Raw genomic sequence first — 25,338 nt, forward strand, 5'->3', positions numbered from 1 at the left:
GGAGGGATACCATGGCCCATGACACCTACCAGTCCCCTCTGGCGTCCCGCTACGCCTCGGACTATATGCTGCGGCTGTTCTCGGACGACAGCCGCTACCAGACCTGGCGGCGGCTGTGGGCGGCGCTGGCCCGCGTGCAGCACGAGCTGGGGCTCCCCATCACAGAGGCGCAGGCCGCGGAGCTGGAGGCCCACATCACCGACATCGACTACGATATCGCCGCCCAGCGGGAGCGGGAGGTGCGCCACGACGTGATGGCCCACGTGTACGCCTACGGCAAGGCGGCCCCATCGGCGGCGGGCATCATCCATCTGGGCGCCACCAGCTGCTACGTCACGGATAACGCCGATCTGATCCTGTACCGGGACGGACTGGTCTATCTGCGGAGACATCTGCTGGCGGTGCTGGCGAATCTGGCGGCCTTCGCGGAAAAATACGCCGCCACGCCGACATTGGGCTACACCCACTATCAGCCGGCGCAGCCCGTCACCGTGGGCAAGCGGGCCACGCTGTGGATGCAGGACCTGCTGGCGGACGTGGAGGAGCTGGACCACGTGCTGTCTACGCTGAAATTCCTGGGCTGCCGCGGCACCACGGGCACCGAGGCCAGCTTTATGGACCTGTTTGACGGCGGCGAGGCCAAGATCGATGAGATGAACCGCCGTCTGGCCGCCAGCTTCGGCTTCAAAGAGTGCTTTCCGGTGTGCGGCCAGACCTATCCCCGCAAGGTAGACAGCCGCATCCTCTCCTGTCTCAGCGGTATCGCCCAGAGCGCCTACCGCATGGCCAATGACATCCGCCTGCTGCAGCACGACCGCCAGCTGGAGGAGCCCTTTGAAGCGGACCAGATCGGCTCGTCGGCCATGGCGTATAAGCGCAATCCCATGCGCTGTGAGCGCATATGTTCCCTGAGCCGCTATCTGATGGCCGATGCCATGAACGCGCCCATGACCGCCAGCGTGCAGTGGATGGAGCGGACGCTGGACGATTCCGCCAACCGCCGTATCGCGCTGCCGGAGGGCTTCCTGTGCGCCGACGCGGTACTGCGCCTGTGCCAGAACGTAACGGCGGGTCTGCACGTCAACGAGGCCATCGTGGACCGCACCCTGCGGGAGTACCTGCCGTTTCTGGCCACGGAGGACCTGATGATGGAGGCTGTAAAGCGCGGCGGCGACCGCCAGCAGCTGCACGAGATCATCCGGCGGCACTCCATGGCTGCCACGGCCCGCATGAAGGAGGGCCTGCCCTGCGATCTGCTGGACCGTCTGGCGGGGGACCCTGCCTTCGGCCTGAGCCGTGGGGAGCTGGAGCAGCTGATGGAGCCGCAGCGCTACATCGGACGCTGCCCCCAGCAGGTGCGGCAGTTTCTGGATGCCTGTGCGCCGCTGCTGCGTCAGGCGCAGGGCGCCGATGGAGACATCCGCGTGTGAGGCCGTACAGCTCTGAATTACGAAAAAGAGCGCAGCACGGGTGCCGCGGCCGAGAACGGGACGGGGCGATAAAGGCCTGCGAGATACGCTTATCTTCATGGAACGCACATCAGAAAAAAGCTGCAAAATCACCTTGCCGGTGATTTTGCAGCTTTCTTTGTCTTCTGTTCTCTTTTTATCCCATTACGGAAAATGGGCGCACGCTCCGGCCGATCGGCATCGGCCGGTTTTGCAGCCTTACAGCTCATCTGCCGCCGGAGAATTCTCGGGGAAAAAGAGGGCCGGATCGATCCGGTCATTCGCGGCGTCCTTGTTTGATGAATTTCGCTACGTTGGCATCGGCGCCCGCCTTGTCGATCTTGCACACGACCACTGCGGAGGGATCCACCTCCTCATAAGAGGTCGCCGGACGCCCCTTCATCTGCTGCACGGTGCCGAAGCCGCCCTCCATGGCCACCGTATAGACCACCCTGCGGGTGGGCAGGCCCGCCGCCCGCAGAAGCTTCGCTTCAGCGGCCTCCAGATAGTAGGGGTAGTAGAACTTTCTGATCTGCAGCACAGACACCCCCTTGGGAACATGTCCGAGCTTATTGAAGAAGGAACTGTCAGATTATTCAACAGAGGAGTCCTCAGGCTCAACATTCGCGGCAACGGGCTTGCGGCTCTTACGGGTCGCAGAAACGATCGGCAGCAGCAGGCTCAGAATGGCGGCGCAGGGTGGCCCCGGAACAGTTGGCCTTCAAGATCTGCCGGTTACAGCGGGAAGAGCCGGAGCTTTACGGAAAAATCAAGGCGTTCCTGTCTCTCAAGGACTTTGTCAATTGCAAGCTGACCGGGATCTCCGCCATTGACCACACCACAGCCAGTTACTCTTTGCTCTATGATGTGGAAAAGCGCTGCTGGAGCAGCGATTGCCTGCAGCGTATGTGTCTGGACGATGCACGTCTGCCTCGCCTGATGGATCCGTGGGAGCGGTTGGGCGAATTGACACCCGAGCTTTGCCGTACACTCGGTCTGGACGCCCCCTGCCCTGTAGCTGTAGGCAGTGTGGATGGGTCCTGCGGTATTTTGGGAGCCGGCGGTACAACAGCAAACGTGTTGATCAGCGTCATGGGAACCACCGATACCTGCTTTCTGGTATCTGATAAGATTATTGACGATCCCACTGGCAGCCTTGTGGTCAATCCTCATGTGATCCCGGGTCTCTATCTGGCTGGCGGTCCCATGGGGATGTACGGCGGGGCTCTGGAGTGGTGGCTGCACCATATCATGAACCGCACCGTTTCTATGGCTGGCGCAGCGGGCATGCGGCATCGTTCCTGAAAAAACGGAGAGCAGTGCAGATATATCCGGCACATTCCCGGTGGATTGGGCATGTGCGGCGGAGTATAACGGGCTGTATGCCGCGCACATGAGTGTGCATAAAGCCCTTTCCTCCATGTATTCAATACCTTCGCTTGCAAATTCCATGCCGAAAAAGCGCTGACTTCCTGCTGTAACTTTATGTTTTCTTTTGCTTAATCATAGAAAGAGGGACACCGGATGATCCGGCGTCCCTCTTTCTATTTACAGGATCGGAGAAGCAGCGGTTCGCTGTCGGGCATTTTTCCCTTTGGATACGCATAGGCTGGACACCAGAAAGGATGGGGATCGTATGAAAGAGAAACGGGTGCGGATCTTCCTGCTGCGGCGGTGGTACATGGTAGGCGGCGCCGCGCTGGCTATGGCGGCGGTCATCTTCTACGTGGTGAATTACCCTGCCTCCGTCAGCACGGCGGCCAGCTCCCGCCAGCTGCCTATCTACTCGGTGGAGCGGAACCAGAAGGTGTGCGCCATCAGCTTCGACGCCGCGTGGGGTGAGGTAAAAGTGCGCAATTCTGATGCACCTTTCAGGCGCACCGAATATACGAAAAGAGGTGCGTGAAGGGAAATGCCCTTCATGCACCTCTTGCATTATATTATGCTTCGCTTCGCGAATTCAGCTCATAGGTACACAGATAGAACAGGAACGAGGTCATCTGATACCGGTTGATGCGGGTGTCATAGGCTGCCAGCAGCTCACCCATCTCGCTGTCGCGGGTGGTGATGTCCGTCTGGTCGCACCACAGCATAGCCTTGACGACCTCACCGCTGAGCCGGGGATTTTCCCGCATGGTCTGCTGCGCCAGCTCCTGATCTACACGGGTGTCAATGCCGGACATGGCGGCGTAGCGATAGATCAGCAGACAGGCCGTCTGATAATCCATATCGTCGTCATAGGCCGTATGCAGGTCTTCCTGACGGAGCAGCCCCGTTTGATACGCCCAGCACACGGCGTCGTAGTAGGGGCAGGCGGAACCGTTGAATTCCTCGGTTTCATAATCAGGCGGCAGGGCGGTGTTGTCCGTCTCCGGCCTTTGGGAGATGCGGTACAGCACATCCACGAATTCGCCCACCTTCGCCGTGGCCTTCCCGCCGAAGGTATCCGGCGTCGCCGGGTCGATATACCCGTTGCGGTACATATAGAGGACGCTGGCCTGGTTGAAAATGCCCGTGATGTCCGTAAACACCACCGTATCCTCCAGCGTGCCGCCGCTGGACGCCTTGCCAAAAACATGGGCGTAGTAGTCACTGTTGACGATGTTGCTGGACATCTGGAACTTATTGTCCACATACAGCCGGTAGGCCTCCAGCTGTTCGTCAGAGATGACGATGCTCTCGTCAGCGGGGATCACCGTCTCCGTACCGGCATCATAGCGGAAGGATTTCGTCAGGAAGGACTTGTCCGACAGCACCGCTATGTGTACGCCGTTGGACAGCGCGTCGGTGCCCGCCAGCAGCCGGGAGTCGTAGTCCACGCCGAACAGGTTCAACAGCGTGGGCAGGATGTCCGCCGTGGAGCAGTACTCGTCCACCACGACGTTCTCGGACAGGCCGGGCACATAGCAGATGAAGCTGTTGCGGTACTTCTCAAAGGTGAGATCCATCTCCCGCCCTGCCAGCTCGTTGTACTCGTCCTCCGTCAGACCGTAGGGATAGTGGTCATTGGTCAGTACGATGCAGGTCTTATCGGCCACGCCCGCCTGCTCCAGCCGCTGCATCAGGTAGGTCAGCGCGTTTTCCAGCTCCAGATTGCAGGCGATATACGCCTTCACCGGCTCGGAATAGGGCAGATCCTTCACCGCGTCGTGGTTCTTGGCGCTCATGGCGTTGTCCCAGTTGTACTGATAGTGGCCGCTGAAGGTCATGTAATAGGCGTGGAAGGGCTCCCTGCTGCTGAGGTAGTCGTCCACGGAGGCCTCCATCATCTCCAGATCGGAGGAGGGCCAGTCGATCTTTATATCCAGCCCGGAGTCCGCCGCCTTGAAGGTATAGCCCATGTTGGCGTGGGTGATGTTCCGGTTGTAGAAATCGCCGATATAGTCGTGATAGCCCCAGGTCTGGTAGCCCTTTTCCTTCAGGGCGTTGCCCAGGCAGAAGGGCAGATAGTTGGTGCCCGCCACGTTGAAGCTGGAATCGGTCTTAGTGCGGGACATATCCGGGTAAAGTCCCATGCACATGGTGTACTCACCGTTGGTGGTGACGGACTGGAACGTGCCATAGTAATTGTCGAAGATGATGCCCGTGTGGGTCAGCTTGTACAGGGTGGGCGTCAGCTCCTCGCTGATGAACCAGGGGCAGAAGCTCTCGGCACAGATGGTGATCAGGTTGTAGTCCTGCAAAAGCCCAGTGTAGTTGTTCTTCCGGGTGGGGACCACCTGCGCCAGATACTCATCCGTGGTCCTGCACATGATGTTATCCGCAGACTCCGCCAGCTTTGCAAAGTCGATGCTCTCGATCACATTGTAGGAATTGCTGCTGTAGAGCCGTCTGGTGTCTGTACCCAGCGAGGACGGCGTGATGATAACGCTGCCGCTGCTGCCAAAGACCATATAGCGAAGCTCCTGCACGGTGGTCGCCAGCATGCCCACGCTCTTATAGCTGCTGTCGGTAGAGGTGTTCACGTTGGTGAAGGTCTTGTAGACGGAGAACGACTTGTCCCGCCCGGCGTACATAATGCCCGTGGTGGCCAGCAGCAGCGTCAGCAGGATGCCCAGCGTCGCCAGCGCCTGCCTCCACTTGAGCCGCACGGTCAGCACCCGGAGCTTGCGCAGAGCAAGGCAGAGGATCGCCACGATCAGCGGCACCAGCAGCAGAAGGATGGGAACGATGTTCTTGCCGATGCTGTACAGGATCTGCGAGTCGAAATTGGTGATGACGTTCCCGCCCATGCTCACCTGACTGATGGGCATGAAGTTGCCGAAAATGGCGTGGTACATCAGCTGCACCTCGGCAAACAGCACCTGCACGGCGACCAGAAGCACGCCCACGATCTGTCGGGCGATCTTGGGCAGGTGCGTGGTCAGCAGCGTGCAGACCGTTCCACCCAGCAGTCCGAACAGCACCAGATAGACCGCCCGCCTGTCCAGCGAGCGATAGACGCACAGGTGCAGACACAGCTCCACATAGACGCTGGCGCCGCAGAACAGCAGCAGGCTGCGGAGCCATTCCTGCCACAGGCCGCGGCGCGGGGCTCGCACCGCAGCAGATGTCTCATGGGGTGCCTGGGGTTGATTCGCTATCTCATTGGGTTTTGTCTTCAGCATATATGTCTCCTGCCGCAGGTCTCCCTCAGGAGAGGGCCTGCGAAATCTGTCAAAATATTGGCGCGGGGCATATCATACTGTAAATGTAAAGAAATTGCAATGATTTCTGTAAAAATTAAAGAAAGGTTCACAGTCGCTCCCGTCGTTTTGAGCCGAAAATTTAACAAAATCTGCATAGCCGAAACGCGAAAACCGTGCTATACTGTACGCGAATTTGGGAACGCAGTCGATTTTAGGAGGTGAGTCCCGTGACAGAAACCGGTTTCCATCTGAAACGCCATCTGACATCCTTCCAGATCATGATCCTCGGCTTTGCCGGTGTGATCCTGCTGGGTGCGCTGGTACTGATGCTGCCGATCTCGGCGGCAGGGCGGGTGTGGACGCCGTTTCACGAGGCGTTGTTTACCTCCACCTCCGCCGTCTGCGTAACGGGCCTGGTGGTGCAGGACACCGGCAGCTACTGGTCCGCGTTCGGACAGACCGTCATCCTGCTGCTGATCCAGATCGGCGGCTTAGGCGTCATCACGGCGGCTGTAACGTTTTTGATGCTCTCCGGCAAGAATATCTCGCTGAAGGAGCGCAGTGCCATGCAGGATGCCATTTCCGCTCCGGTGGTGGGCGGCATCGTGCGCCTGACGCGGTTTATTCTCAAGGGAACGTTCCTTGTGGAATTGGTCGGCGCTCTTGCGCTGCTGCCGGCGTTCTGCCGGGACTATGGACTGCGGGGCGTGTGGATGGCAATATTTCACTCCGTTTCCGCCTTTTGCAACGCGGGGTTCGATATTCTGGGGCGGGCGGATGCCCTCTACCCTTCCCTGACGGCGTACATGGCCGACCCGCTGGTCAATATCGTCATCATGCTGCTGATCGTCGTGGGCGGTATCGGTTTTCTGACATGGGACGATGTCTGCACCCACCGGCTGCACCTGCGGCGGTACCGGATGCAGAGCAAGGTCATTCTGAGCGCAACCGTCATCCTGATCGCGCTTCCGGCATTGCTCTTCTTCCTGACGGACTTTGCTGAGCTTCCCGCGGGACAGCGCGTTCTGGCGTCGCTCTTTCAGGCGGTCACGCCGCGAACGGCAGGCTACAACACCGCAGACCTGACGAAAATGAGCGACACCTCACAGGCGGTCACGATTTTGCTGATGCTGACCGGCGGCGCGCCCGGCTCCACGGCGGGCGGCATAAAGGTAACGACGCTGGCTGTGCTGGCCGCCAACGCGGTCGCCGCTTTCCGCAGGCGAGAGGATCCGCAGCTTTTCAAGCGCAGACTGGAGCCCTCCGCTGTGCGGAACGCCGCCGCCATCCTGCTGTTGTATCTGGGACTGACCTTCGCGGGCGCGGCGGTCATCACTGCGGCGGAGGGACTGCCGCTGGGTGCCTGTCTCTATGAAACGGCATCCGCTGCCGGGACGGTAGGGCTGACACTGGGGCTGACGCCGCAGCTGGGTACGCTGTCGCAGGGCATTCTCATTCTGCTGATGTTCTTCGGGCGTGTCGGGGGACTGACCCTGATCTACGCCGCATTCTCCGGGCATGATCTGACCTATGCCCGGTACCCGAAGGAAATGATCACCGTAGGCTGAAAGGAGCGCACGATGAAAACAGTATTATTGATCGGACTTGGCCGTTTCGGACGGCACCTTGCCATGCAGCTGAGCGAGCTGGGGCATCAGGTCATGGCGGTGGACCGGGACGAGGAGCGCGTCAACGAGTGTATGCCCTTCGTCACCAACGCGCAGATCGGCGACAGCACCCGTGCGGATTTCCTGCGCTCACTGGGCGTTGGAAACTATGATGTCTGCTACGTTACCATCAGCGGAGACTTCCAGAACTCGCTGGAAACGACGTCCCTGCTCAAGGAGCTGGGGGCGAAATATGTGGTGTCCCGCGCCGAACGGGATGTACAGGCAAAATTTCTGCTGCGCAACGGCGCGGACGCGGTGACATACCCGGAAAAGCAGCTGGCGAAGTGGGCGGCCATCCGGTACACCGCCAATCACATCTTCGATTACATAGAGTTGGCCGAGAAGCACGCCATCATCGAGGTCGCCGTCCCGGACAGCTGGCAGGGTCACAGCATCGGTGAGCTGGACATCCGCCGAAAGTACGGCGTCAATATCCTCGGCGTGAAGCAGAACGGCAAAACCGATGTGACCATCTCGCCGGAAACCGTGCTGGACAGCGGCCTGACGCTGCTGGTGCTGGGTGAGTATACGGCGCTGAAAAAGTGCTTCCGGCTGTAAGGCCGCGCCTGCAGACGCTTGTGCGGTTACAAGCGGCTCGCCGGGGTATGTTACGCTGCCAAGCGCATTGAGGCTGCCGGAGCGGATTTCCTCCTGATTTGCACGAATACGATTCACAAGGTCGCTCCGCAGATTGCGTCCATGATACGGATCGCAGACATCGACGGTACAATAGCCTGTGGATCCGTTTGATTTGTCATCATGATTTTGACACCGTGTAGGATATTTTACATCCTGCACGGTGTTTTGTTTTCCTATCAATTCGAATAGGCGGCAATCCTCATGTCCAACCGACAAACATACGGTTTCCGCAGCGCGCATACGATGGACTATTCTCAAAGAGGAGGTCTGTTTATGCCAACCGTTCAGCAAGCACCCACTCCGGCAATCACCGTCACTCGCAATTTTCTTGGGCAGCAGACGGCAGAGGCGCTGCTGTTGGAATTGATCCGCGCCCACACACAGGCGGCATAAAGTCTGTGGGCAGTCCACGGAAAGGAGGGAGCTTATGGAGAAGCCGCCACTGCCTACCGCACTGTACTGCCGCCTTTCCCGGGAGGACGGAGACCGCATGGAGAGCGATTCCATCGGCAACCAGCGGAAGCTGCTGGAATCGTATATCGAAAATCATCCTGAGTTGGTAACGGCGGAATGCTATGCCGACGATGGCTATACCGGCACGAATTTCCAGCGCCCCGCCTTTCAGCGGATGCTGCGGGACATAGAGAGCGGGCGCATCCGCTGTGTGCTGGTAAAGGATCTGTCCCGCTTTGGGCGTGACTACATCGAAACAGGCCGCTATCTGGAACGCTGGCTGCCGGAGCACGGTGTGCGGTTTATCGCCGTCACGGACAACATCGACAGTGTCCGCGGCGCCTACGACATGATGATGCCGCTGAAGAATCTGTTTAACACCCAGTATGCACGCGACATCTCCCGAAAGGTCAAAAGCTCCCTCCACGCCAAGCAGCAGCGGGGCGAGTTTATCGGGGCCTTTGCCAGCTACGGGTACTGCAAGGACCCGCAGGATCATAACCGTCTTGTTATCGATCCGCCTGCGGCGGAGGTGGTGCGGCGCATCTTTACCCTGTTTGAAAACGGAATGGGAAAGATTCGTATTGCCAAGCAGCTGAACGAGGAGGGTATTCCCTGCCCCAGTGAGTACAAGCGGCTCACCGGTGAAAAATACCGCAACAACCACCGGCTGGAGTCTACCACCTACTGGACGTATGCCACTATCCACCGCATTTTGCAAAACGAGATGTACATTGGGAATATGGAACAGGGACGGGACGACCGCCTGCAGATGCACGGAAAAGCCAAGCGGAAGGATCGCTCCCAGTGGACGGTGGTATCCGACACACACCAGCCGATCATCGAAAAAGATCAGTGGCAGCGGGTACAAGCTCTGTTGAACGCCAACGCCCGCACGCCGGATTTTCAACAGAATGCCAGTCCCTTTGCGGGCTTTCTCAAGTGCGGCGACTGTGGACGAGCCATGGTCAAGACCACCTGGGGCGGCAAAACCTTCTACACCTGCGGCTCGTATAAGCGCTACGGCGCATCCGTGTGCAGCAAGCACTATATCGCCCACGATGTGGTGGCAAAGGTGGTTCTGGATGATTTGAACCGGCTTATGGCCGCCGTGGAAAACCTCCGTCAGTTGGCACAGCAGGGCGCGGCGCAGCGCCTCTCCTCAAATGGCGACCCGCCGCAAAAGCTGGAGGCGGCCTTACAGCGCATTCAGCGCCGCCGCCAGAGCGCCTATGAGGACTATCAGGACGCGCTGATCTCCAAGGAGGACTTCCTCCGCTACCGCGCCGATTATGACGCACAGGAGCAGGCGCTGCAAGCCCAGTTGGACAAGCTGCGCGGCACAGCGCAGGACGATCCGCTATGTCTGCCGTGGGTAAAGGAACTGCTGGCGTCGGGGCAGCTGGCGGAGCTGGATCGCCCCACAGTCGCCGCCGCCATCCGGGAAATTCGCGTCTACGAGGGAAACCGCATGGAGATCGACTATCTGCTCCCGGAGGGCTGCCGCGCTTTGCTGGAGGGGTGAGCGTACCTCAGCATACTGCTGACGATTTCCACGTCTACACCGTTTTATAGAAAAGACGTCCTGTTTTCCAGCGAAAACAGGACGTCTTTTGCTTTTTATCAGCTATGCGGGGCGGGCTGCGTTTCATCCGGGATAAGCAGGGTCTGAAAGCGATTATCGAGCACATGGACGGCTTCGACGCCGGATAGGCTTTGTGCGGCACGATCTGCCGCCGTACGAAAGCCCTCGGTATCATCCTCCTCAAAGGGGAGGTGATACAGCGCGATCTGGTCAGCGTGCAGCTTCTCCCGCAGAAAATCCCGTCCGCGCTGCAGCGTGGCCCAAGGGAAGTTCAGCAGCGCAAGGCGCAGATGCCGCCCGTTCACCACGGGAAGCAGCTCCGGAGAGGCCACGGCGCAGTCACCGGGAAGCAGTATGCTGTCCCTTCCGCAGGTGATGGTGAGTCCGTAATGCGGCACACCGGCGAAAGCCATGCCGTCGTGGGTCAGTCGGTAAAAGTGCAGCGCCACCCCTTCGATGGATGCGGCGGCCTCCCTCCCCGACAGAAGCTCCTGCTCCGGAAAGTCCTTCTGCGGCAGAAACAATCGTGCCTTCGGCCAGCGGCGGCAGGCCTCCGCCGTCAAATGCGCCGCATAGTGATCTGGATGACAGTGCGTATACACAATGGCATCCGGCGACTGAAAGGCGGCTTCGGACCACAGCCGCTGGAGCAGATGACTGTCCAGCGTGGAGAACCCCGGCACACGCGTACTGTGGAGCGCGTCTATCCAGATGCGGACGCCGCCCAACTCCACGGAAACGCCTGCATTTGCGCTCAGCGTAACACGGATCTCCATTCTGCGCGCCGTCAGTTCTTTGTGTGAATGGCACGCTTTTCCGCGTTCAGCGCGGCTTCGCGCATGGTCTCCGTGACAGTGGGGTGAGAGTGGATGGTGTCGATGAGCTCATCCAACGTCATCTCACCACCGATGGCCAGCGCACCCTCAGCGATAAGGTCGGTCGCGCGGGGCCCGATGATATGCATGCCCAGGATCTCGCCATACTCCGCACCGGCGATGATCTTGACAAGGCCCTCGCCGCCATTGAGGATCAGTGCCTTGCCGTTGGCGCTCATAGGGAATTTGCCCACCTTGTAGGCAATGCCCTGCGCCTTACACTGCTCCTCGGTCAGGCCCACAGAGGCGGCTTCCGGCTCCATATACACGCAGGTGGGGTTGGTCTTTTCGCAATAGTGCGCCTCATGGCCGCAGATATTTTCTGCCGCCACCTCGCCCATGGCGGAGGCGGTATGCGCCAGCTGTGCATGGCCAAACACGCAGTCACCGATGGCGTATACGCCGGAAACGCTGGTCTCCATCTTATCGTTGACGAGAATCCGTCCCTTATCGTTGTCGATCTTGCCGGCGGCCAGATCCAGCTCCGCTGTATTGGCCCTGCGGCCGATGGCCACCAGCACCTTTTCCGCCTCGAAGCTGACGGTATTGCCGGACTTGTCCCTGCAAACCACTCTTGCGCCCGCAGGGCTGCTCTCCACAGACTGCACAGGACACTCCAGATGGAAGTCCATGCCCATCTTCTTCATGTGGGCCACCCCGATCTTCGTCAGATCGCCGTCCAGCATAGGCAGCATATGGTCCATGGCCTCCACCACGGTGATCTTCGTACCGAAGGCCGCGTAGGCGCAGGCCAGCTCCAGCCCGATGACGCCGCCGCCTATGACCACCATGGTCGCGGGCAGCTTGTCCAGCGACAGCGCGCCGGTGGAATCAATGCAGTTGGGATTTTCCTTCAGACCGGGGATAGGCGGCTGAGAGTTGACAGAGCCGGTGGCCACGATGATGGCATCTGCGGTCATGCGCTCTCTGCTGCCATCGGCCTTGGTGACCTCCAGCTGCTTCGCGCCGGTGAATCTGGCGGTGCCGTCCACCTTCTTGACCTTGTTCAGCTTCAGAAGGCTGGCCACGCCGTTGGTCAACTGCTTGCTGATGGCGTTCTTGTGGGCGATGACCTGGGGAAAGTTGATGGTTACCCCCTCCACCTCCACACCAATATCCTTGCCCTGCGTCCTGATCTGCTCCACCAGCTCGGCGGAGTGCAGCAGGCACTTGGTGGGGATGCAGCCTACGTTCAGGCAGGTGCCGCCCAGATATTGCTTTTCAATAACGGTCACGTCCGCGCCCAGTTGTGCGGCACGGATGGCCGCCACATATCCGCCGGGGCCGCCGCCGATAACAATGATCTTCTTCATACCGCACCTCGCATCAAAGCAGGATCTCTACGGGCGATTGCAGCAGGTCGCGCAGCGCCATACCGAAGCGCGCCTCCACAGCGCCGTCCATGGCACGATGATCGAAGGTGCAGCAAAGACGCATGACCTGATGCTTTGAAATGGTCCCATCCGCCTCCATGACCAGCTCATCCTCCACCGCCGTGACGCCGAGGATAGCGGCATCCGGCTGGTTGACAATGGGCGTGAACATCTCGATGCCGAACATCCCCAGGTTGGATACCGTGAAGGTGGAGCCCTTGTAATCATCAGGCGTAAGGCCGCCGTCCTTGGCACGGGCCGCCAGATCCTTGGCACAGGCCGCCAATGCATCCAGACTCAGCTTGTCGGCATCACGGATCACAGGAACGATCAGTCCCGTGTCCAGCGCAACAGCCATGCCCAGATTGACGTGAGCGCGGTGAATGATCTGGCTGCCGTCAAAGCTGACCAGCATCTCAGGATGCGCTGCCAGACACTTTGCCGTTGCCTTGAGGATCAGGTCATTGACAGAGTACTTCTTTCCCGTCTTTTCCAGCAGTTCTCTGCGGAACTGCATCAGCGCCGTCACGTCCACCTTGGTGACCTGCGTTACGGGCGGGATCTCCGTGTGGGACTGCTGCATACGCTGGGCCACGACCTTCCGCATACCGGAGAGCTTCTCCACTGTGTCGCCGTCCATCAGCTCTGCCGCAGCAGCGGTAGGAGCCGGTGCAGCAGCGGCGGGGGCGGGAGCGGGGGCGGCGGGTGCTGTCGGGACCTGCGCGGCGTAGGCGCGGACGTCATCCGCACGGATACGTCCGCTGGTACCGCCAGGTGTTACCTGCGACAGGTCAACGCCCAGCTTGGCGGCGATCCTGCGAGCCAGCGGGGATGCCTTGACACGACCGCCGGACATCTGACCGACGGCGGCAGGCACAGGCTCCACAGTGGCAGGAGCCGTATCGGCGGCAGCGGGCGCCGTTGTGCCGCTGCCGTCGGGAAGGGCCTCGCCGGGCTGGCCGATATACGCCATCAGCCCCTGCACGGGGATATCCTCTCCCTCCTGCGCGACGATCTTCAGCAGCACACCGTCCACCTCGCTGACCACGTCGTTGGTCAGCTTTTCTGTCTCGATGCTGGCCAGCACATCGCCGGCCTTGACGGTATCTCCCTCGGCCTTGAGCCACTGAGCGACCGTACCAGTCTCCATGGAAACGCCGAACTGCGGCATTCTGATCTCAGTTGCCATATGTGCCTCCTTATTCTTTTAGCAGAGCGGCTGCCTCGGCGGCGATGCGCTCGGGATTGGGATAGATCTCGTCCTCCAGCTCGGCGCAGAAGGGCACAGAGGAGTTCAGTGCCGCCACGCGGCGCACCGGTGCGTCCAGCTGATCGAACAGCTCCTCCATGATCTGCGCGGACAGCTCCGCGCCGAAGCCGCAGCGCTTGACATCCTCCTCGGCGATCAGTACACGGTGGGTCTTGCTGACGGAGTCGCGGATAGTATCCCAGTCCAGCGGGACGAGACTCCGAAGGTCAACGACCTCCGCGCTCACACCGTCGGCAGCCAGCTTTTCCGCGGCCTCCAGGGAGAAGTTGACCTGGCGGGCCCACGTAAGGATGGTCAGATCGCTGCCCTCACGACGGATATTGGCGCTGCCCAGCGGGATCGGCGCAACATCGTCCGGCATCTCCACCTTCTGCGGGTAGAGGAGCTTGTGCTCCAGAAATACCACGGGGTCATCATCGCGGATAGCGGTCATGAGCAGGCCCTTGGCGTCAGCCGGCGTAGAGGGGCACACCAGCTTCAGGCCGGGAATATGGGCAAACAGCGCTTCCATGTTCTGGGAATGCTGCGCCGCGCCGCGGCGTCCGGTGCCCATGGGCGCGCGGATCACCATGGGGATCTTGACCTGTCCGCCGGTCATATAGTGCAGCTTTGCCGCCTGGTTCATCACGGGGTCCAGGCAGACGGAGATAAAGTCATTGTACATCAGCTCGACGATGGGGCGCTTGCCGCGCATGGCCGCGCCTACGCCGATGCCGGTGAAGCCCCATTCGCTGATAGGGGTGGCGATAATGCGGTCGGGACCGTACTTGTCCAGCAGGCCGATACACGAGCCGAAGGGACCGCCCAGCTCCCCGATATCCTCGCCCAGAACGATCACGTTTTCATCACGGAGCATTTCCTCGTCGATCGCCTCGCGGATGGCAGCGATCATGGTAGTCTTACGGCTCATCGAACAACACTCCTTTCGTTGTCACAGGCATAGTTGTATTTCAGCACATCGGCAGGATCGGGCAACGGGGACTCCAGCGCAAACTGATACGCTTTTTCCATACGCGCCTCCACCGCCGCCTCCACGGCATCCATCTCCGCCTGTGTGGCAGCGCCCTCCGCCAGCAGGTATGCCTTGAATTTGTTGATCACATCGTTTTCATGAGCCGCCGCGTTATACGCCTCGGACATATACTTGCCCGGGTCTCCCACATAATGGCCGGTGTAGCGATAGACATCGCACTCCAGCAGCACCGGCCCCTTGCCGCTGCGGGCATGGGCCACAGCCTTCTGCATCGCCTCATAGACGGCCAGCACATCTGTGCCGTCCACCACATCGCCTTCGATGCCGTAGCCCTGAGCGCGCTGGGCCAGCGTGGAGGTGGCGCAGGTGGTGTGGATGTTGGTCGACACGGCGTACTGGTTGTTTTCAATGAAATAAACAATGGGCAGCTTCCAGACGGCCGCCATGTTGATGCATTCGTGGAAGCAACCCTGATTGGTGGCGCCGTCGCCGAAGAATGCCACGGATACCGCGCCGTCCCGATTGATTTTGGATGCCAACGCCGAGCCTGTGGCCAGAGGAATGCCGCCGCCGACGATGCCGTTGGCGCCCAGCAGACCGCTTTCCACCTTTGTGACGTGCATGGAACCGCCGCGGCCATGGCAGAAACCGCTTTCCTTACCGTAAAGCTCCGCCAGCGTATGCTCCACATCATCGCTCTTCATGACGCAGTGGCCGTGGCCGCGGTGGCTGGCCGTGATATAATCCGTGGATTCCAGCGCCATATTGGCGCCCACAACGGCGCCCTCCTCACCCAGGCAGACGTGGATGTTTCCCTTGATCTCACCCTTGAGGCCGCCCTCCATGGCGCGCTGCTCAAATTTGCGGACCTTCCAAAGGTTTTCCAGGACCTTCAGAAGAAATTCCTTTTCATAGGTTGCCATTCCATAACCTCCTAAGATCTACTTTTGATTGGAACAGGTCGATGACCGCCGCTACATCCTCGTTGCCGCGACCCATATCCGCCAGCTTCTCCAGCAGCAAAGTGGACAAATCGCAGGCGGGGATATCGGCTCCCAGAGCGCGTGCCATCTCCTGCGCGTTGTGCTGGTCCTTCAGGTGGATCAGCACGCGGGAGGATGCTGTGTAATCTCCGCTGATCATCTTGCCGCCCTTCATCGTCAGAACGGGACTGGCGGCTGCGCCGCCGGACAGCGCCTCCATGAGCCGTGTCAGGTCTACGCCGGCCCGGCGCGCAAGGCCGAACGCTTCGGCGATCAGTGTGATCTCACCGCCAACGATCAGGTTGTTGATCAGCTTGGCAGCATAGCCGCTGCCCAAAGGCCCCATGTACGTCACATGGGCGGCAAAGCAGGTCAGCAGCGGCATAATCCGTGTCACAGCCGCCTCGCTGCCGCCGCACATGGCGCTCAGCGTGCCCTTCTCGGCGCCGTCTACGCCGCCGCTGACGGGGCAGTCGATCAGCTCGACGCCCCGCGCAGCGGCCGGCGCAGCGCAGCGTTGTATGACCGCGGGCACTGAGGAGCTGGTGTCCACGACTACGGCGCCGCTCCGGCAATGCTGAACGGCTGCCTCCAGATTTGACTGTACCAGCTCGTTGCTGGGCAGGCTGAGAAAAATCACATCGCTTTTTTCCAGCAGCGCTGCGCTGTCAGGCTCAGGCGTTCCGCCGGCCGCCGCCAGCTTTTCCAGTGCGGCAGGCACAATGTCAAAGCCGTACACGGGGCAGCCGCTTTTCTCCAGCAGCCGCCGCGCCATGGGAAGTCCCATGTTTCCAAGGCCGATAAACCCAATGCGGAGCGTGTCCCTTGTCAGGTGCCCACTGCTGTGCATATTACTTCAGCAGGTCGATAAGCTCATTGTACTGAGCAAACTTGGTGTACACGGGCTGGATCTTTGCGCGGAACAGCTCGGCATTCTCCGGCGTCATCTCATAGACCTCGATGCCGTAGTCATCGATCCACTTCTGCAGTGCGGAGTCGCACTGGTCACGGGTGTACTGGATCTGATAGGTGCAGGCCTCCTTGGCGCACTCGTCCACAATGGCCTTCAGCTCGTCGGAAAGGCTGTTGTACAGGTCGCCGTTCATGACCATGAACATGATGCCGTAGTTGGCGGTCCACGCGGTCACATACTTCTGCACCTCCTGAATGGAGCTGGCATCCGCGACGGCGATGGGGTTCTCCTGACCGTCATACAGCTTCGTCTGCAGGCCGGTGTAGACCTCGGCCCAGGCTGCGGTGGTGTAGTCCACGCCCCAGCTCTCGTAGGTGCTGACCAGAATGGGCGCACCGCCAATACGCAGCTTCAGATCGTGCAGATCGTCAGGAGTCTCGACAGGGTGCTTGCTGTTGGTGAGATAGCGGAAGCCGTTTTCGCCGATGCCCAGGCACTTGACGTTGAACTTCTCATTCATGGCGTTCATCAGGTACTTGCCGCCCTCTCCATTGATGAGCTTGCTGTCCACATCGTCATAGCTGTCAAAGAGGAAGGGCAGATTGGGGATGCTGAACACCGTGTCAAAGTTGCCCCAGACGCCATCGGCCTGGAACGTCACATCAATGGTGCCGTCGATATTGGCCTGAATAGAGTCCGCCTGATTGCCGTTGGTCAACTGGTCGGAGCAGTAGATGTCCAGCTTCACAGCGCCGTTGGTCTTCTCCTGCAGCAGCTCGCTGAACTTCTCCAGACCGACGTCAAAGTTGGAGCCCTCGGCGCCGGAGGTAGCGGCGGTCCATGTCATCTTGGGGAAGCTGGAATCGCCGTCGCTGTTGCTGTCGCCGTCCGCAGCAGGGGGTTTTGCCGCTATCACCGCAGGCAACGAGGCTCAGCGCCATGACAAGCGCCAAAATGAGGGCCAGAAATCTTTTTGCTTTCATAAATAGTTCCTCCTAAAATAAAATAAATCATTTTGATACGGTGCATGCTTGGGCGGGAGCCGCCTGCCCGCGTACAGGCAGGCGGCAAGGGGGGGAAGTCATGCGCCGATCAGGCACGTGGTAACTTGCGGGACATAGGTGACCAGCAGCAGCACCAGCACAGCCGCCGCGATCAGGGGCAGGCACGCCTTGGCCACGTCCTCCACACCGACACGGTGACCGGGGATACGCAGACTGGAAGCGACGAACAGGTTCGTGCCGACCGGCGGCGTGAACTGGCCGATGGCCAGGTTGACCGTGCAGATCATGCCGAAGTGAATGGGGTCAATGCCGAACTCCCGCGCGACAGGATACATGATGGGAACGAAGATGTACATATTGGAGTTCGCATCCATAAAGCAGCCGGCGATCAGCAGCACGATGTTGATGATGACCAGGAAGCCGCCCTTGCCGCAGTTCTCCAGCAGGGACTGGACACTGGTAGAGATGCCATAGCGCGTGCAGGCGTAGGAGAAGATCGTCGCGCCGCCGATAATGAGCATCAATCCGCCGGTGCTCTTGGCCGTATCATAAAGAAGCTCCACGATGTCCTTCCACTTCAGCTTCTTATAGATGACGGTACCGACAAACAGTCCGTACACCGCAGCCACGGCCGCCGCCTCCGTAGCGGAGAAAACGCCGCCATAGATGCCTCCCAGAATGATGACGGGCATCAGCAGCCCCCAGAAGGCGCTCTTGAAGGTGCGCCACACCTCGCGCCAGCCCTTCCAGGGATGGGCGGGCTTCAGGTGGTTCTTGTGGGCATAGATCTGCACCACGATGATCATGGCGACGCCCATGATGATGCCGGGGAGAATACCGGCCACAAAGATGTCGCCCACAGAAACGCCGGTGAGGGACGCATAGATCACAAACGAAATGCTGGGCGGGATAATGACCGCAATCGAGGAAGCGGCAGCCACCACGCCATGTGCGAAGGGGTCAGAGAATTTCTCACGCTCGATCATAGCGGGGATCAGGATGACGCCCAGAGCTGCCACGGTGGCCGCGCCAGAGCCGGAGATGGCGCCGAAGAAGCAGGCCACAACGACGCAGACCATTGCGATGCCGCCGCGCAGGTGTCCCAGCAGCGCGTCAATGAAGGCGATCAGTCTGTCGGAGATCCCGGCCTTCGCCATGATGTTGCCGGACAGGACGAAGAAGGGAACGGCCAGCAGAAGATACTTTCCGATGCCGCCATAGATCTGGCCGGCGATAACATTGATGCCCGTCCCATTATACAGGATGGCCAACAGCGAGGACATACCCAGAGACAGCGCGATCGGTGCGCCCAGAAACAGCAGGATCACAAAAACACCCAGCATGATGGCATACGTCATGCGGCATCGCCTCCCTTCGTCATGTCCGCGTTCTTCAGCTCCTTCAGCTCAGCGATCCCGTCCAGGATGCGCTCCACCGTGTGGATCACCATCAGAAACGCGCCCAGCGGGATAAATGCGTTGTAGATCCAGTCAGGCACAGCCAGCGCCGTGGTGACCTGTCCGCTGGCGATCTTCGTCGCGCAGCGATCCCAACCGCTGATAAAAATGATCACGCCGAAGGCAATCAGGCAGATGTTGGTGACGATCTCAATGATCAGCTGCGCACGGCGGCTCATCTTGCCGGTGAAGATCGTCATATTGATGAGGCCGCCCTCTTCACCGGCGCACAGTGCGGCACCGACCATGTAGGCCAGCACCAGAATCGCTACCACGATTTCCTCGGACCACGAGAAGTTCACATCCGCCTTAAAGATATAGCGGCAGACAACATTCACCGCTGTTAGCGCCACGCCGACGGCAAGCGCAACAACGATGATCCACTTCTCCACCACGGCCAGACCTCTCGCCACCCGTTTGTAGGGATTCTTCTTCATTCCATGGATCACCTCTCTCACATAGTTACTTCTCAATTTCTCTTTGACGTATCGTCTGCGCAGAGGGATGGACCTGCGTCCGGCATGCCCGGCCCTCTGTATTTTCATATGTATCTCATACGCTGGTCATTTTCAATAAACAATTCTTTCCCAGATCGTGATACCGCCGCGGCCTGGCAAATATTTAACAGCTTCGCAAGTTTTGTTCATACCGAAAAAATCGTTTAGCATCGAATCGCCAAACATCCGTGCAAAAAACTGTGCAATTCGCCGGTCTAACGCAGGAGCATAGCCGGTCTTTGTTCGTAAACTGCTTAAAAAAGTGCAAAAAGACGGGGCACGCAGGGAAAATGTGCACTTTAGACAGAACATCCTATTTTGTGAAAGCAGGTGCGGTTCGCTCCTTGCGGAAATGCACATTTTTTGATATGATTCATTCACCATCGATTACCATATTACGTTCTTCGTCAAGGCGTCTGCTACAAGTGGCGGAGGTGATCTTAAATGGCGCGGAAAGAACTGAGCGATGCGCTGAGGCATGAATTCTTCCGGTCGGGAAGCGTTCTGCGCAGCACCTTCTTTACCATACTGTCCCTGCTGCTGGCCGTTATGCTGCTCTTTCAGATCTGGCTTTACCATAATGCCTACCAGAGGCTGCTCGGCAGTGCACGCGAGAGCGGCGAGGCCTTTCTCACCTTGGCGGCAAAGCTGTCCGATGAAAATTTCGGCAGGCTCTGCGATGCGGCGAAACAGCTGACGTGGAATGATGAGGTTCTGTACGCAGCACTGTTTCCAGACACGCAGGATCGGCCCCGGAACTTCCGGATCGTCACCGAGCTGAAGTCTTTCGCAGCTGACACACGCTACGTCACCGACGTTATTCTGCTGTGCAACCATGATGGCTCCGCCTATTCCTCCGGCGGTGACGTAGGCCTGCTGGCAGAGCTTCCCACGGCAGAAGACTTTTCCGTGCAGGCCCTGGGGCCTGCCGGCGCCGCCAGCGCCACGCTGGTCCGCACGGCATCCGGCACACTGTGCCTGCGGTATCCGTTTATTCCCTGCTCCTATGGATATCTGGGTGAGCTGCTGCTTTATCTGGATGCCGAAGCGCTTTTTTCCTCGTTGTGCAGCAGAGCGGAGCCGCTGGCTGTCTATGCGCCGGACGGTTCCCTGTTGTACAGCAATCTGGATACACCGCTGAAGGCCGGCAGCCGCAACACGCTGGTGGGGATGTCTGCCGCCACAGGACTCACCTTCTGCCACAGCTATACCACGGTGACGCTCCCTCTTGGCGAATATCTGGCATCGAATCATCTGCTGCTCATGATGGTGATCCTGTTGGCTGTGCTGGTGCTGGCGGCCCTGCTGGTGGCATGGCTGTTCTACCGTCCTCTGCGGAAAACGCTGCAAACTCTGCGCGACAGCGATGAAGCCCTGCCGAAAAACGAGTCTGTCAGCGACTGGGACCTGCTCAACCGCAGTGTTCTCGCCCTTAGCCGCGACACGGTGCAGTTCCGCAAGATCATACAGATCATTTCCCCGTATGTGCTGCGTCAGCTGCTGTGCGAGCTGGCGGACGGTGCAGAACTGGACGCAGATTCTGTCCGCCAGACACTCGCAAGCCTTCCCGACACGCTGCCGTGCGAAGGGACATTTCTGCTGTTCGTCACGTCCAACCGCGTCACAGGCGTGCTGAATCCGGCAGCCATTGAGCATACCATCAAAAACCTGCAAAATATTCACTTTCCCCGCTGGAGGCTGTATTCCTTTTCCTATCGATACAGCATCCTGACCATTGCCTGTTTACAGGACAAACAGGCGATTGCTGACGGTGAGGCAGAGGATTTGACGCGCGCCATCCATATTTTTACGCGCAGTCTCCCCAACAGCGTGGTCGTCTGCAGCCCGCAGTTCTCCAATCTGCTGCAGATCCACAGCGTGTACCAGGCGCTCCTGTCCGATTCACAGACCAACGCTGCCCAGCAGGTCTCCCGCGCGGATCTTGAAAAGCGCATCCGCAGTACGGTTGGCGCCATAACGGAGCACTCGGAGGAGGCGGCGTCCACCACGCTGCGTCACCTGCTGTCTACCATCCGGCAGGCGGAGCTGCCCGATCAGGACACGCTGGACTGCTGTCAGATGCTGGCCAGCGAGCTGCAGGAGCTGAATCGCACCTATCGCGGAAAGCTGGGCGCCTTTGCGCCGGAGGGCGATCCGCTCACAGATGCGTACTACGAGCAGCTATGTGCCTATCTGCGCGCGGCGGTACAGGAGATCTTTACCAATCTGGACAATCGTCAGCGCAGATACCTGCTGGCCGCCAAGAAATACGTGGGGGAGCACTACATGGACAGCAGCCTGTCCCTTGACGGCGTTGCCGCCCAGTTGGGCATCAGTCCGTCGTATCTCAGCCGTATTTTCAGTGAGATCGATGGAAAGAGATTCACGCAGTATCTCAGCGACCTTCGCATCGAAAAAGCAAAGCTGCTGCTGGCGGATGACAGCAGGCTGGTACGCGACATCGGTCAGGATGTAGGTTTCCTGACCATCCAGAACTTCATGCGGGTATTTAAGGCCAAAACCGGCGTGACCCCCAGCGAATACCGATCGACGCTGCCGAAAAACAGCTGAGCGATACATCGATCCTGAAACACGCATCATAGAACAAAGGAGCCTATTGCCATGACACAGCCGAAACTCTCTTATCTGAACCTCTACACCACCGATCCTGCGTGGAATCTGGCGGCGGAGCAGTATGTGTTTGACGCGCTCCCTCGGGACCGCACCTATTTCATGCTGTGGCAAAATGACAACGCCATCATTATCGGCAAGCACCAAAACACCGCCGCCGAGATCGACCAGCAATTCGTCCGCGAAAACGGTGTGCGAGTGGTACGACGGCTGTCCGGCGGCGGTGCGGTGTACCACGACATGGGAAACCTGAACTTCACGTTTATCGCCGATGTCGGCAGTATGGAGTCCATCAACTTCAAGCTGTTCTGTCAGCCGGTGGTGGCTGCGCTGGCGGCTCTGGGTGTTCAGGCTGAGGTCAACGGGCGGAACGACATGACCATCAACGGGCAGAAATTCTCCGGCAACTCCCAGTATCTGAAGGAGGGACGGGTCATGCACCACGGTACCATCATGTTCGACTCCGATCTGGACCGGGTGGCGCAGGCCCTTCATGTGGATCAGGAAAAGATCGCCGCCAAGGGCGTGGCCTCCGTCCGAAGCCGCGTCACCACCGTGCGGCAGCATATGCCCCATCCCGTGGAGCTGGAGGAATTCCGCCGCGTGCTGCTGGACAGCATTCTGGCGCAGCAGCCTGGCGAGGAGTATGTCTTTACCGAGGAGGACAAATCGCAGATCGCTCGGCTGCGGGAGCAGCGGTACGCCACGTGGGAATGGAACTATGGCCAGTCCCAGGAATGCGAGATGACCAGGCAGAAGCGCTTCCCCGCCTGCGGCGGTGTGGAGGCGCATCTGTCCACCGACCGCGGCGTCATCCGGTATATCGCATTCACCGGTGACTTTTTCAGTGTGGTGGAGCCGAAGGTGCTGGCAGAAAAGCTGGTGGGCGTGCGGCTGGAGGCGCAGAGCCTCCGCGATGCGCTGGCGCAGGAGGATGCGGGCCGTTATTTCAGCGGGCTGAAGAATGAGGAACTGATCGAGCTTCTGCTGTCATAAAGTGCCGCTCACTGCGATCAGCGGCTTGCCCCCCGACAAGATGGTTTTCGTTTTGGAGCTGCGCCGCAGGTCGATTCAGAGCTTTCGTTATGTGTGCGGTGTGGGAGCTTTCGCGGCAATTTCTGAAAGACTATTCCGTCAGTTCCGGCACCAGATTTCTTAATTGCTTGGCGGTTCAGTCCCTGCATTCTCCTCGTTATCTTTATGGAGGAGGTCATGTTGTGAAACCCCTTACGCCGCAGCGGCTTCAAGTCCTTGCCGATAGGGCTCCCTCGACTGGAAGGATTATGACGCGGACACCATCTGCCGGCGGGTGACCTCCAAGGTACAGCCGGGCAGCATCGTGCTGTTCCACAACGCCGCCCTCCACACACCGGAGGCGCTGCCCGCTATCCTCACCTGCCTCATCAACGACGGCTACACCGTCCTCCCCATCTCCCAGCTCATCCTCCCCCCCGCCCTGCACCATCGACCACACCGGCCGACAGTTTCCGGCGGAGCAGGTTACATACTCTCCCGCATCATAAATTATGTAAACCCGAAACACGCCTGTTTATACACTTTTCGCCGTGCCTCGTCTTCTTTTATGTAACCACTTACCCCGCTTGCGCTTCGTCCGCTGACGGCTGCAGAGGAATAGCTGCCGCGCTTTGCTGGAGGAGGAGCTGCTGCGGCGGGGCGTGTCTGCGGATCATATCATCTGCAGGCGGTACACCGAGATGGACATTCCCGAAAACATCACCGCTACCCCAAATATGTTGTCACCCTGAATGACATGGATGCGGGGATTGAAAACGGCATTAAGATCGTGCATCTTCAGGATTTCCTGCTGGCAGAAATGTGGTGAGCATCCATTCTGGTTTCCCGACTAAAATCACAAAACAAATATCGGCAATTGCTTGTCCGACAATGTTTTTTGCCATAACCAGCTATCAAAAAAGTTTTCACCTTTTGAACCAAGTTTTGTTGCAGATAGGACGCATTTATGCTATCATAAAAGCACAATAAAGAAGTGCGACAGTTCTCCGTGAACTGCCGCACTTTTACATCACCGTGGGGCAACGAGGATACCCAGACCCTCATCAACATTCTGGAGAAGTACCATGTCAAAACCACATTCTTCGTGGTGGGCGACTGGGTGGAAAAGTACCCTGAGTCGGTGAAGGCGCTGCACGATGCAGGGCACGAGGTGATGAGTCACTCCAACCACCACGACCACTACAACAGCCTGTCGGCAGAGCAGATCACGGCGGACATCACCGCCAGCAATGAGCGCATCAGTGCCGTCACCGGTGTGACGCCCACGCTGATCCGCTGCCCCTACGGCGAGTATGATGACCACGTCATTGCCGCCATCCGTGCTATGGGTATGGAGCCCATCCAGTGGGATGTGGAGCAACCGGAAATGACTTAAAGGCGTTGTGCCGCAATGGTTTGCTGGATTGACGGCGATGCGCATCAGCCCAAAATTTGACCTGTAAATGAGGCGATTGAGGGACGTTTCAGGCGCGGAAGAGGTCAAATTTGAGGGTGCGTGCGCAAGGTGCCGATGAGCTGTCCTCCGGTGAGGTGTGGATGACGCAGGAAGCTATCTCTACCAATTTGTGAATACATTTACTTCAAGAAAGCTCCTCTGAAACCTGATGTTGATTTCGTCACTTTTGGGCCGCAGGATTTCGATCTTGGATCCTTCAAGGCCTGTGACGGTATTCCCTCTTGCATTTCCGGAAACACTTCTGTATACTGATATCAACTGATACCATTTAATATCAACAGGAGGTGCTATATGGACGCTGCGTTGTTTACGAAAATGCTGTCGGATAAAAGTGTGCTGGACTTGAAGAAAGTACAGTTTACAAGGGACTACACAGGGTAGGTATCTGACGGGAGGGGTTCCGCCCGTCAGATTTTCCATGTGATATTCAAGCTGTCGCTTGTGGCGG

General features: G+C 59.0%; 20 protein-coding genes and 1 pseudogene. 10 read left to right on the forward strand and 11 right to left on the reverse strand.

Features of this window, described 5'->3' with window-relative positions:
* Nucleotides 1-11: 11 nt before the first annotated feature.
* Nucleotides 12-1,430: an adenylosuccinate lyase gene (gene purB / locus ACZM22_RS03945; RefSeq protein WP_489543194.1), complete on the forward strand. Its 1,419-nt coding sequence runs from the start codon at nucleotides 12-14 to the stop codon at nucleotides 1,428-1,430.
* A 295-nt stretch (nucleotides 1,431-1,725) separates the two neighbouring features.
* Here purB and ACZM22_RS03950 read toward each other — a convergent pair whose 3' ends face one another.
* Nucleotides 1,726-1,989, reverse strand: a complete 264-nt coding sequence (locus tag ACZM22_RS03950) for a hypothetical protein (RefSeq protein WP_489543195.1) — start codon at nucleotides 1,987-1,989, stop codon at nucleotides 1,726-1,728.
* Nucleotides 1,990-2,162: 173 nt separating this feature from the next.
* On the opposite strand from ACZM22_RS03950, the gene ACZM22_RS03955 reads away from it, so the two are divergent.
* Together ACZM22_RS03955 and ACZM22_RS03960 are read left to right on the forward strand one after the other, a co-directional pair.
* On the forward strand, nucleotides 2,163-2,753 hold the full coding sequence (locus tag ACZM22_RS03955; protein WP_489543196.1) for a xylulokinase: 591 nt from the start codon (nucleotides 2,163-2,165) through the stop codon (nucleotides 2,751-2,753).
* Between the two features lie 331 nt (nucleotides 2,754-3,084).
* Nucleotides 3,085-3,354, forward strand: coding sequence for a hypothetical protein (locus tag ACZM22_RS03960; protein WP_489543197.1), 270 nt, complete (start codon nucleotides 3,085-3,087; stop codon nucleotides 3,352-3,354).
* 34 nt (nucleotides 3,355-3,388) lie between these two features.
* Here ACZM22_RS03960 and ACZM22_RS03965 read toward each other — a convergent pair whose 3' ends face one another.
* Nucleotides 3,389-6,055, reverse strand: a complete 2,667-nt coding sequence (locus ACZM22_RS03965) for an LTA synthase family protein (protein ID WP_489543198.1) — start codon at nucleotides 6,053-6,055, stop codon at nucleotides 3,389-3,391.
* A 299-nt stretch (nucleotides 6,056-6,354) separates the two neighbouring features.
* Here ACZM22_RS03965 and ACZM22_RS03970 point away from each other — a divergent pair, with 299 nt between their 5' ends.
* The 4 genes and pseudogenes from ACZM22_RS03970 (at nucleotide 6,355) to ACZM22_RS03985 (ending at nucleotide 10,363) form a co-directional block, all read left to right on the forward strand.
* The gene (locus ACZM22_RS03970) at nucleotides 6,355-7,644 is read left to right on the forward strand and encodes a TrkH family potassium uptake protein (protein ID WP_489543211.1); all 1,290 of its coding nucleotides are present in this window, start codon (nucleotides 6,355-6,357) and stop codon (nucleotides 7,642-7,644) included.
* 12 nt (nucleotides 7,645-7,656) lie between these two features.
* Nucleotides 7,657-8,304: a potassium channel family protein gene (locus ACZM22_RS03975; protein WP_483268678.1), complete on the forward strand. Its 648-nt coding sequence runs from the start codon at nucleotides 7,657-7,659 to the stop codon at nucleotides 8,302-8,304.
* Nucleotides 8,305-8,358: 54 nt separating this feature from the next.
* Nucleotides 8,359-8,457, forward strand: a pseudogene (locus ACZM22_RS03980) (aspartate racemase); the annotation flags it as partial.
* A 355-nt stretch (nucleotides 8,458-8,812) separates the two neighbouring features.
* A complete protein-coding gene (locus tag ACZM22_RS03985) occupies nucleotides 8,813-10,363 on the forward strand; it encodes a recombinase family protein (RefSeq protein ID WP_489543199.1) in 1,551 nt (516 codons plus the stop codon).
* Between the two features lie 98 nt (nucleotides 10,364-10,461).
* Here the strand turns inward: ACZM22_RS03985 and ACZM22_RS03990 are convergent, their stop codons facing one another.
* The 9 genes from ACZM22_RS03990 to ACZM22_RS04030 form a co-directional block, all read right to left on the reverse strand.
* Nucleotides 10,462-11,199, reverse strand: coding sequence for an MBL fold metallo-hydrolase (locus ACZM22_RS03990; RefSeq protein ID WP_489543200.1), 738 nt, complete (start codon nucleotides 11,197-11,199; stop codon nucleotides 10,462-10,464).
* Nucleotides 11,200-11,210: 11 nt separating this feature from the next.
* On the reverse strand, nucleotides 11,211-12,611 hold the full coding sequence (lpdA, locus tag ACZM22_RS03995; protein WP_489543201.1) for a dihydrolipoyl dehydrogenase: 1,401 nt from the start codon (nucleotides 12,609-12,611) through the stop codon (nucleotides 11,211-11,213).
* A gap of 13 nt (nucleotides 12,612-12,624) precedes the next feature.
* Nucleotides 12,625-13,860, reverse strand: coding sequence for a dihydrolipoamide acetyltransferase family protein (locus ACZM22_RS04000; RefSeq protein WP_489543202.1), 1,236 nt, complete (start codon nucleotides 13,858-13,860; stop codon nucleotides 12,625-12,627).
* A 10-nt stretch (nucleotides 13,861-13,870) separates the two neighbouring features.
* On the reverse strand, nucleotides 13,871-14,851 hold the full coding sequence (locus tag ACZM22_RS04005; RefSeq protein WP_421129153.1) for an alpha-ketoacid dehydrogenase subunit beta: 981 nt from the start codon (nucleotides 14,849-14,851) through the stop codon (nucleotides 13,871-13,873).
* Nucleotides 14,848-15,837 carry a thiamine pyrophosphate-dependent dehydrogenase E1 component subunit alpha gene (locus ACZM22_RS04010; RefSeq protein ID WP_421129154.1) on the reverse strand — a complete coding sequence of 330 codons (990 nt, stop codon included), beginning with the start codon at nucleotides 15,835-15,837 and terminating at the stop codon, nucleotides 14,848-14,850. Before ACZM22_RS04010 ends, ACZM22_RS04005 begins: the two co-directional genes overlap by 4 nt.
* The gene (locus ACZM22_RS04015; protein WP_489543203.1) at nucleotides 15,824-16,747 is read right to left on the reverse strand and encodes an NAD(P)-dependent oxidoreductase; all 924 of its coding nucleotides are present in this window, start codon (nucleotides 16,745-16,747) and stop codon (nucleotides 15,824-15,826) included. Before ACZM22_RS04015 ends, ACZM22_RS04010 begins: the two co-directional genes overlap by 14 nt.
* A gap of 1 nt (nucleotide 16,748) precedes the next feature.
* Complete coding sequence (locus ACZM22_RS04020) at nucleotides 16,749-17,726, reverse strand: DctP family TRAP transporter solute-binding subunit (protein WP_489543204.1); 978 nt, start codon at nucleotides 17,724-17,726, stop codon at nucleotides 16,749-16,751.
* 165 nt (nucleotides 17,727-17,891) lie between these two features.
* A complete protein-coding gene (locus ACZM22_RS04025; RefSeq protein WP_489543205.1) occupies nucleotides 17,892-19,172 on the reverse strand; it encodes a TRAP transporter large permease in 1,281 nt (426 codons plus the stop codon).
* Complete coding sequence (locus ACZM22_RS04030; protein ID WP_489543206.1) at nucleotides 19,169-19,708, reverse strand: TRAP transporter small permease; 540 nt, start codon at nucleotides 19,706-19,708, stop codon at nucleotides 19,169-19,171. The genes ACZM22_RS04025 and ACZM22_RS04030 overlap by 4 nt, the downstream gene beginning before the upstream one ends.
* Before the next feature lie 504 nt (nucleotides 19,709-20,212).
* On the opposite strand from ACZM22_RS04030, the gene ACZM22_RS04035 reads away from it, so the two are divergent.
* The 3 genes from ACZM22_RS04035 to ACZM22_RS04045 all read left to right on the forward strand — a co-directional run bounded on the left by ACZM22_RS04035 (nucleotide 20,213) and on the right by ACZM22_RS04045 (nucleotide 24,809).
* The gene (locus tag ACZM22_RS04035; protein ID WP_489543207.1) at nucleotides 20,213-22,339 is read left to right on the forward strand and encodes a helix-turn-helix transcriptional regulator; all 2,127 of its coding nucleotides are present in this window, start codon (nucleotides 20,213-20,215) and stop codon (nucleotides 22,337-22,339) included.
* A 51-nt stretch (nucleotides 22,340-22,390) separates the two neighbouring features.
* A complete protein-coding gene (gene lplA / locus ACZM22_RS04040; protein ID WP_489543208.1) occupies nucleotides 22,391-23,395 on the forward strand; it encodes a lipoate--protein ligase in 1,005 nt (334 codons plus the stop codon).
* A gap of 1,012 nt (nucleotides 23,396-24,407) precedes the next feature.
* Entirely contained in the window at nucleotides 24,408-24,809 is a 402-nt protein-coding gene (locus tag ACZM22_RS04045) for a polysaccharide deacetylase family protein (protein ID WP_489543209.1), read from the forward strand.
* Nucleotides 24,810-25,338: the final 529 nt, after the last annotated feature.

Source organism: Vescimonas sp., from assembly GCF_057856985.1.

Coding starts and splice junctions, on each gene's coding strand:
- ACZM22_RS03985 (WP_489543199.1), top strand. CDS start 8,813: ATGGAGAAGCCGCCACTGCCTACCGCACTGTACTGCCGCCTTTCCCGG.
- ACZM22_RS03960 (WP_489543197.1), top strand. CDS start 3,085: ATGAAAGAGAAACGGGTGCGGATCTTCCTGCTGCGGCGGTGGTACATG.
- ACZM22_RS03975 (WP_483268678.1), top strand. CDS start 7,657: ATGAAAACAGTATTATTGATCGGACTTGGCCGTTTCGGACGGCACCTT.
- ACZM22_RS04000 (WP_489543202.1), bottom strand. CDS start 13,860: ATGGCAACTGAGATCAGAATGCCGCAGTTCGGCGTTTCCATGGAGACT.
- lplA (WP_489543208.1), top strand. CDS start 22,391: ATGACACAGCCGAAACTCTCTTATCTGAACCTCTACACCACCGATCCT.
- ACZM22_RS03970 (WP_489543211.1), top strand. CDS start 6,355: ATGATCCTCGGCTTTGCCGGTGTGATCCTGCTGGGTGCGCTGGTACTG.
- lpdA (WP_489543201.1), bottom strand. CDS start 12,611: ATGAAGAAGATCATTGTTATCGGCGGCGGCCCCGGCGGATATGTGGCG.
- purB (WP_489543194.1), top strand. CDS start 12: ATGGCCCATGACACCTACCAGTCCCCTCTGGCGTCCCGCTACGCCTCG.
- ACZM22_RS04005 (WP_421129153.1), bottom strand. CDS start 14,851: ATGAGCCGTAAGACTACCATGATCGCTGCCATCCGCGAGGCGATCGAC.
- ACZM22_RS03990 (WP_489543200.1), bottom strand. CDS start 11,199: ATGGAGATCCGTGTTACGCTGAGCGCAAATGCAGGCGTTTCCGTGGAG.
- ACZM22_RS04015 (WP_489543203.1), bottom strand. CDS start 16,747: ATGCACAGCAGTGGGCACCTGACAAGGGACACGCTCCGCATTGGGTTT.
- ACZM22_RS03965 (WP_489543198.1), bottom strand. CDS start 6,055: ATGCTGAAGACAAAACCCAATGAGATAGCGAATCAACCCCAGGCACCC.
- ACZM22_RS04025 (WP_489543205.1), bottom strand. CDS start 19,172: ATGACGTATGCCATCATGCTGGGTGTTTTTGTGATCCTGCTGTTTCTG.
- ACZM22_RS04010 (WP_421129154.1), bottom strand. CDS start 15,837: ATGGCAACCTATGAAAAGGAATTTCTTCTGAAGGTCCTGGAAAACCTT.
- ACZM22_RS04030 (WP_489543206.1), bottom strand. CDS start 19,708: ATGAAGAAGAATCCCTACAAACGGGTGGCGAGAGGTCTGGCCGTGGTG.
- ACZM22_RS04035 (WP_489543207.1), top strand. CDS start 20,213: ATGGCGCGGAAAGAACTGAGCGATGCGCTGAGGCATGAATTCTTCCGG.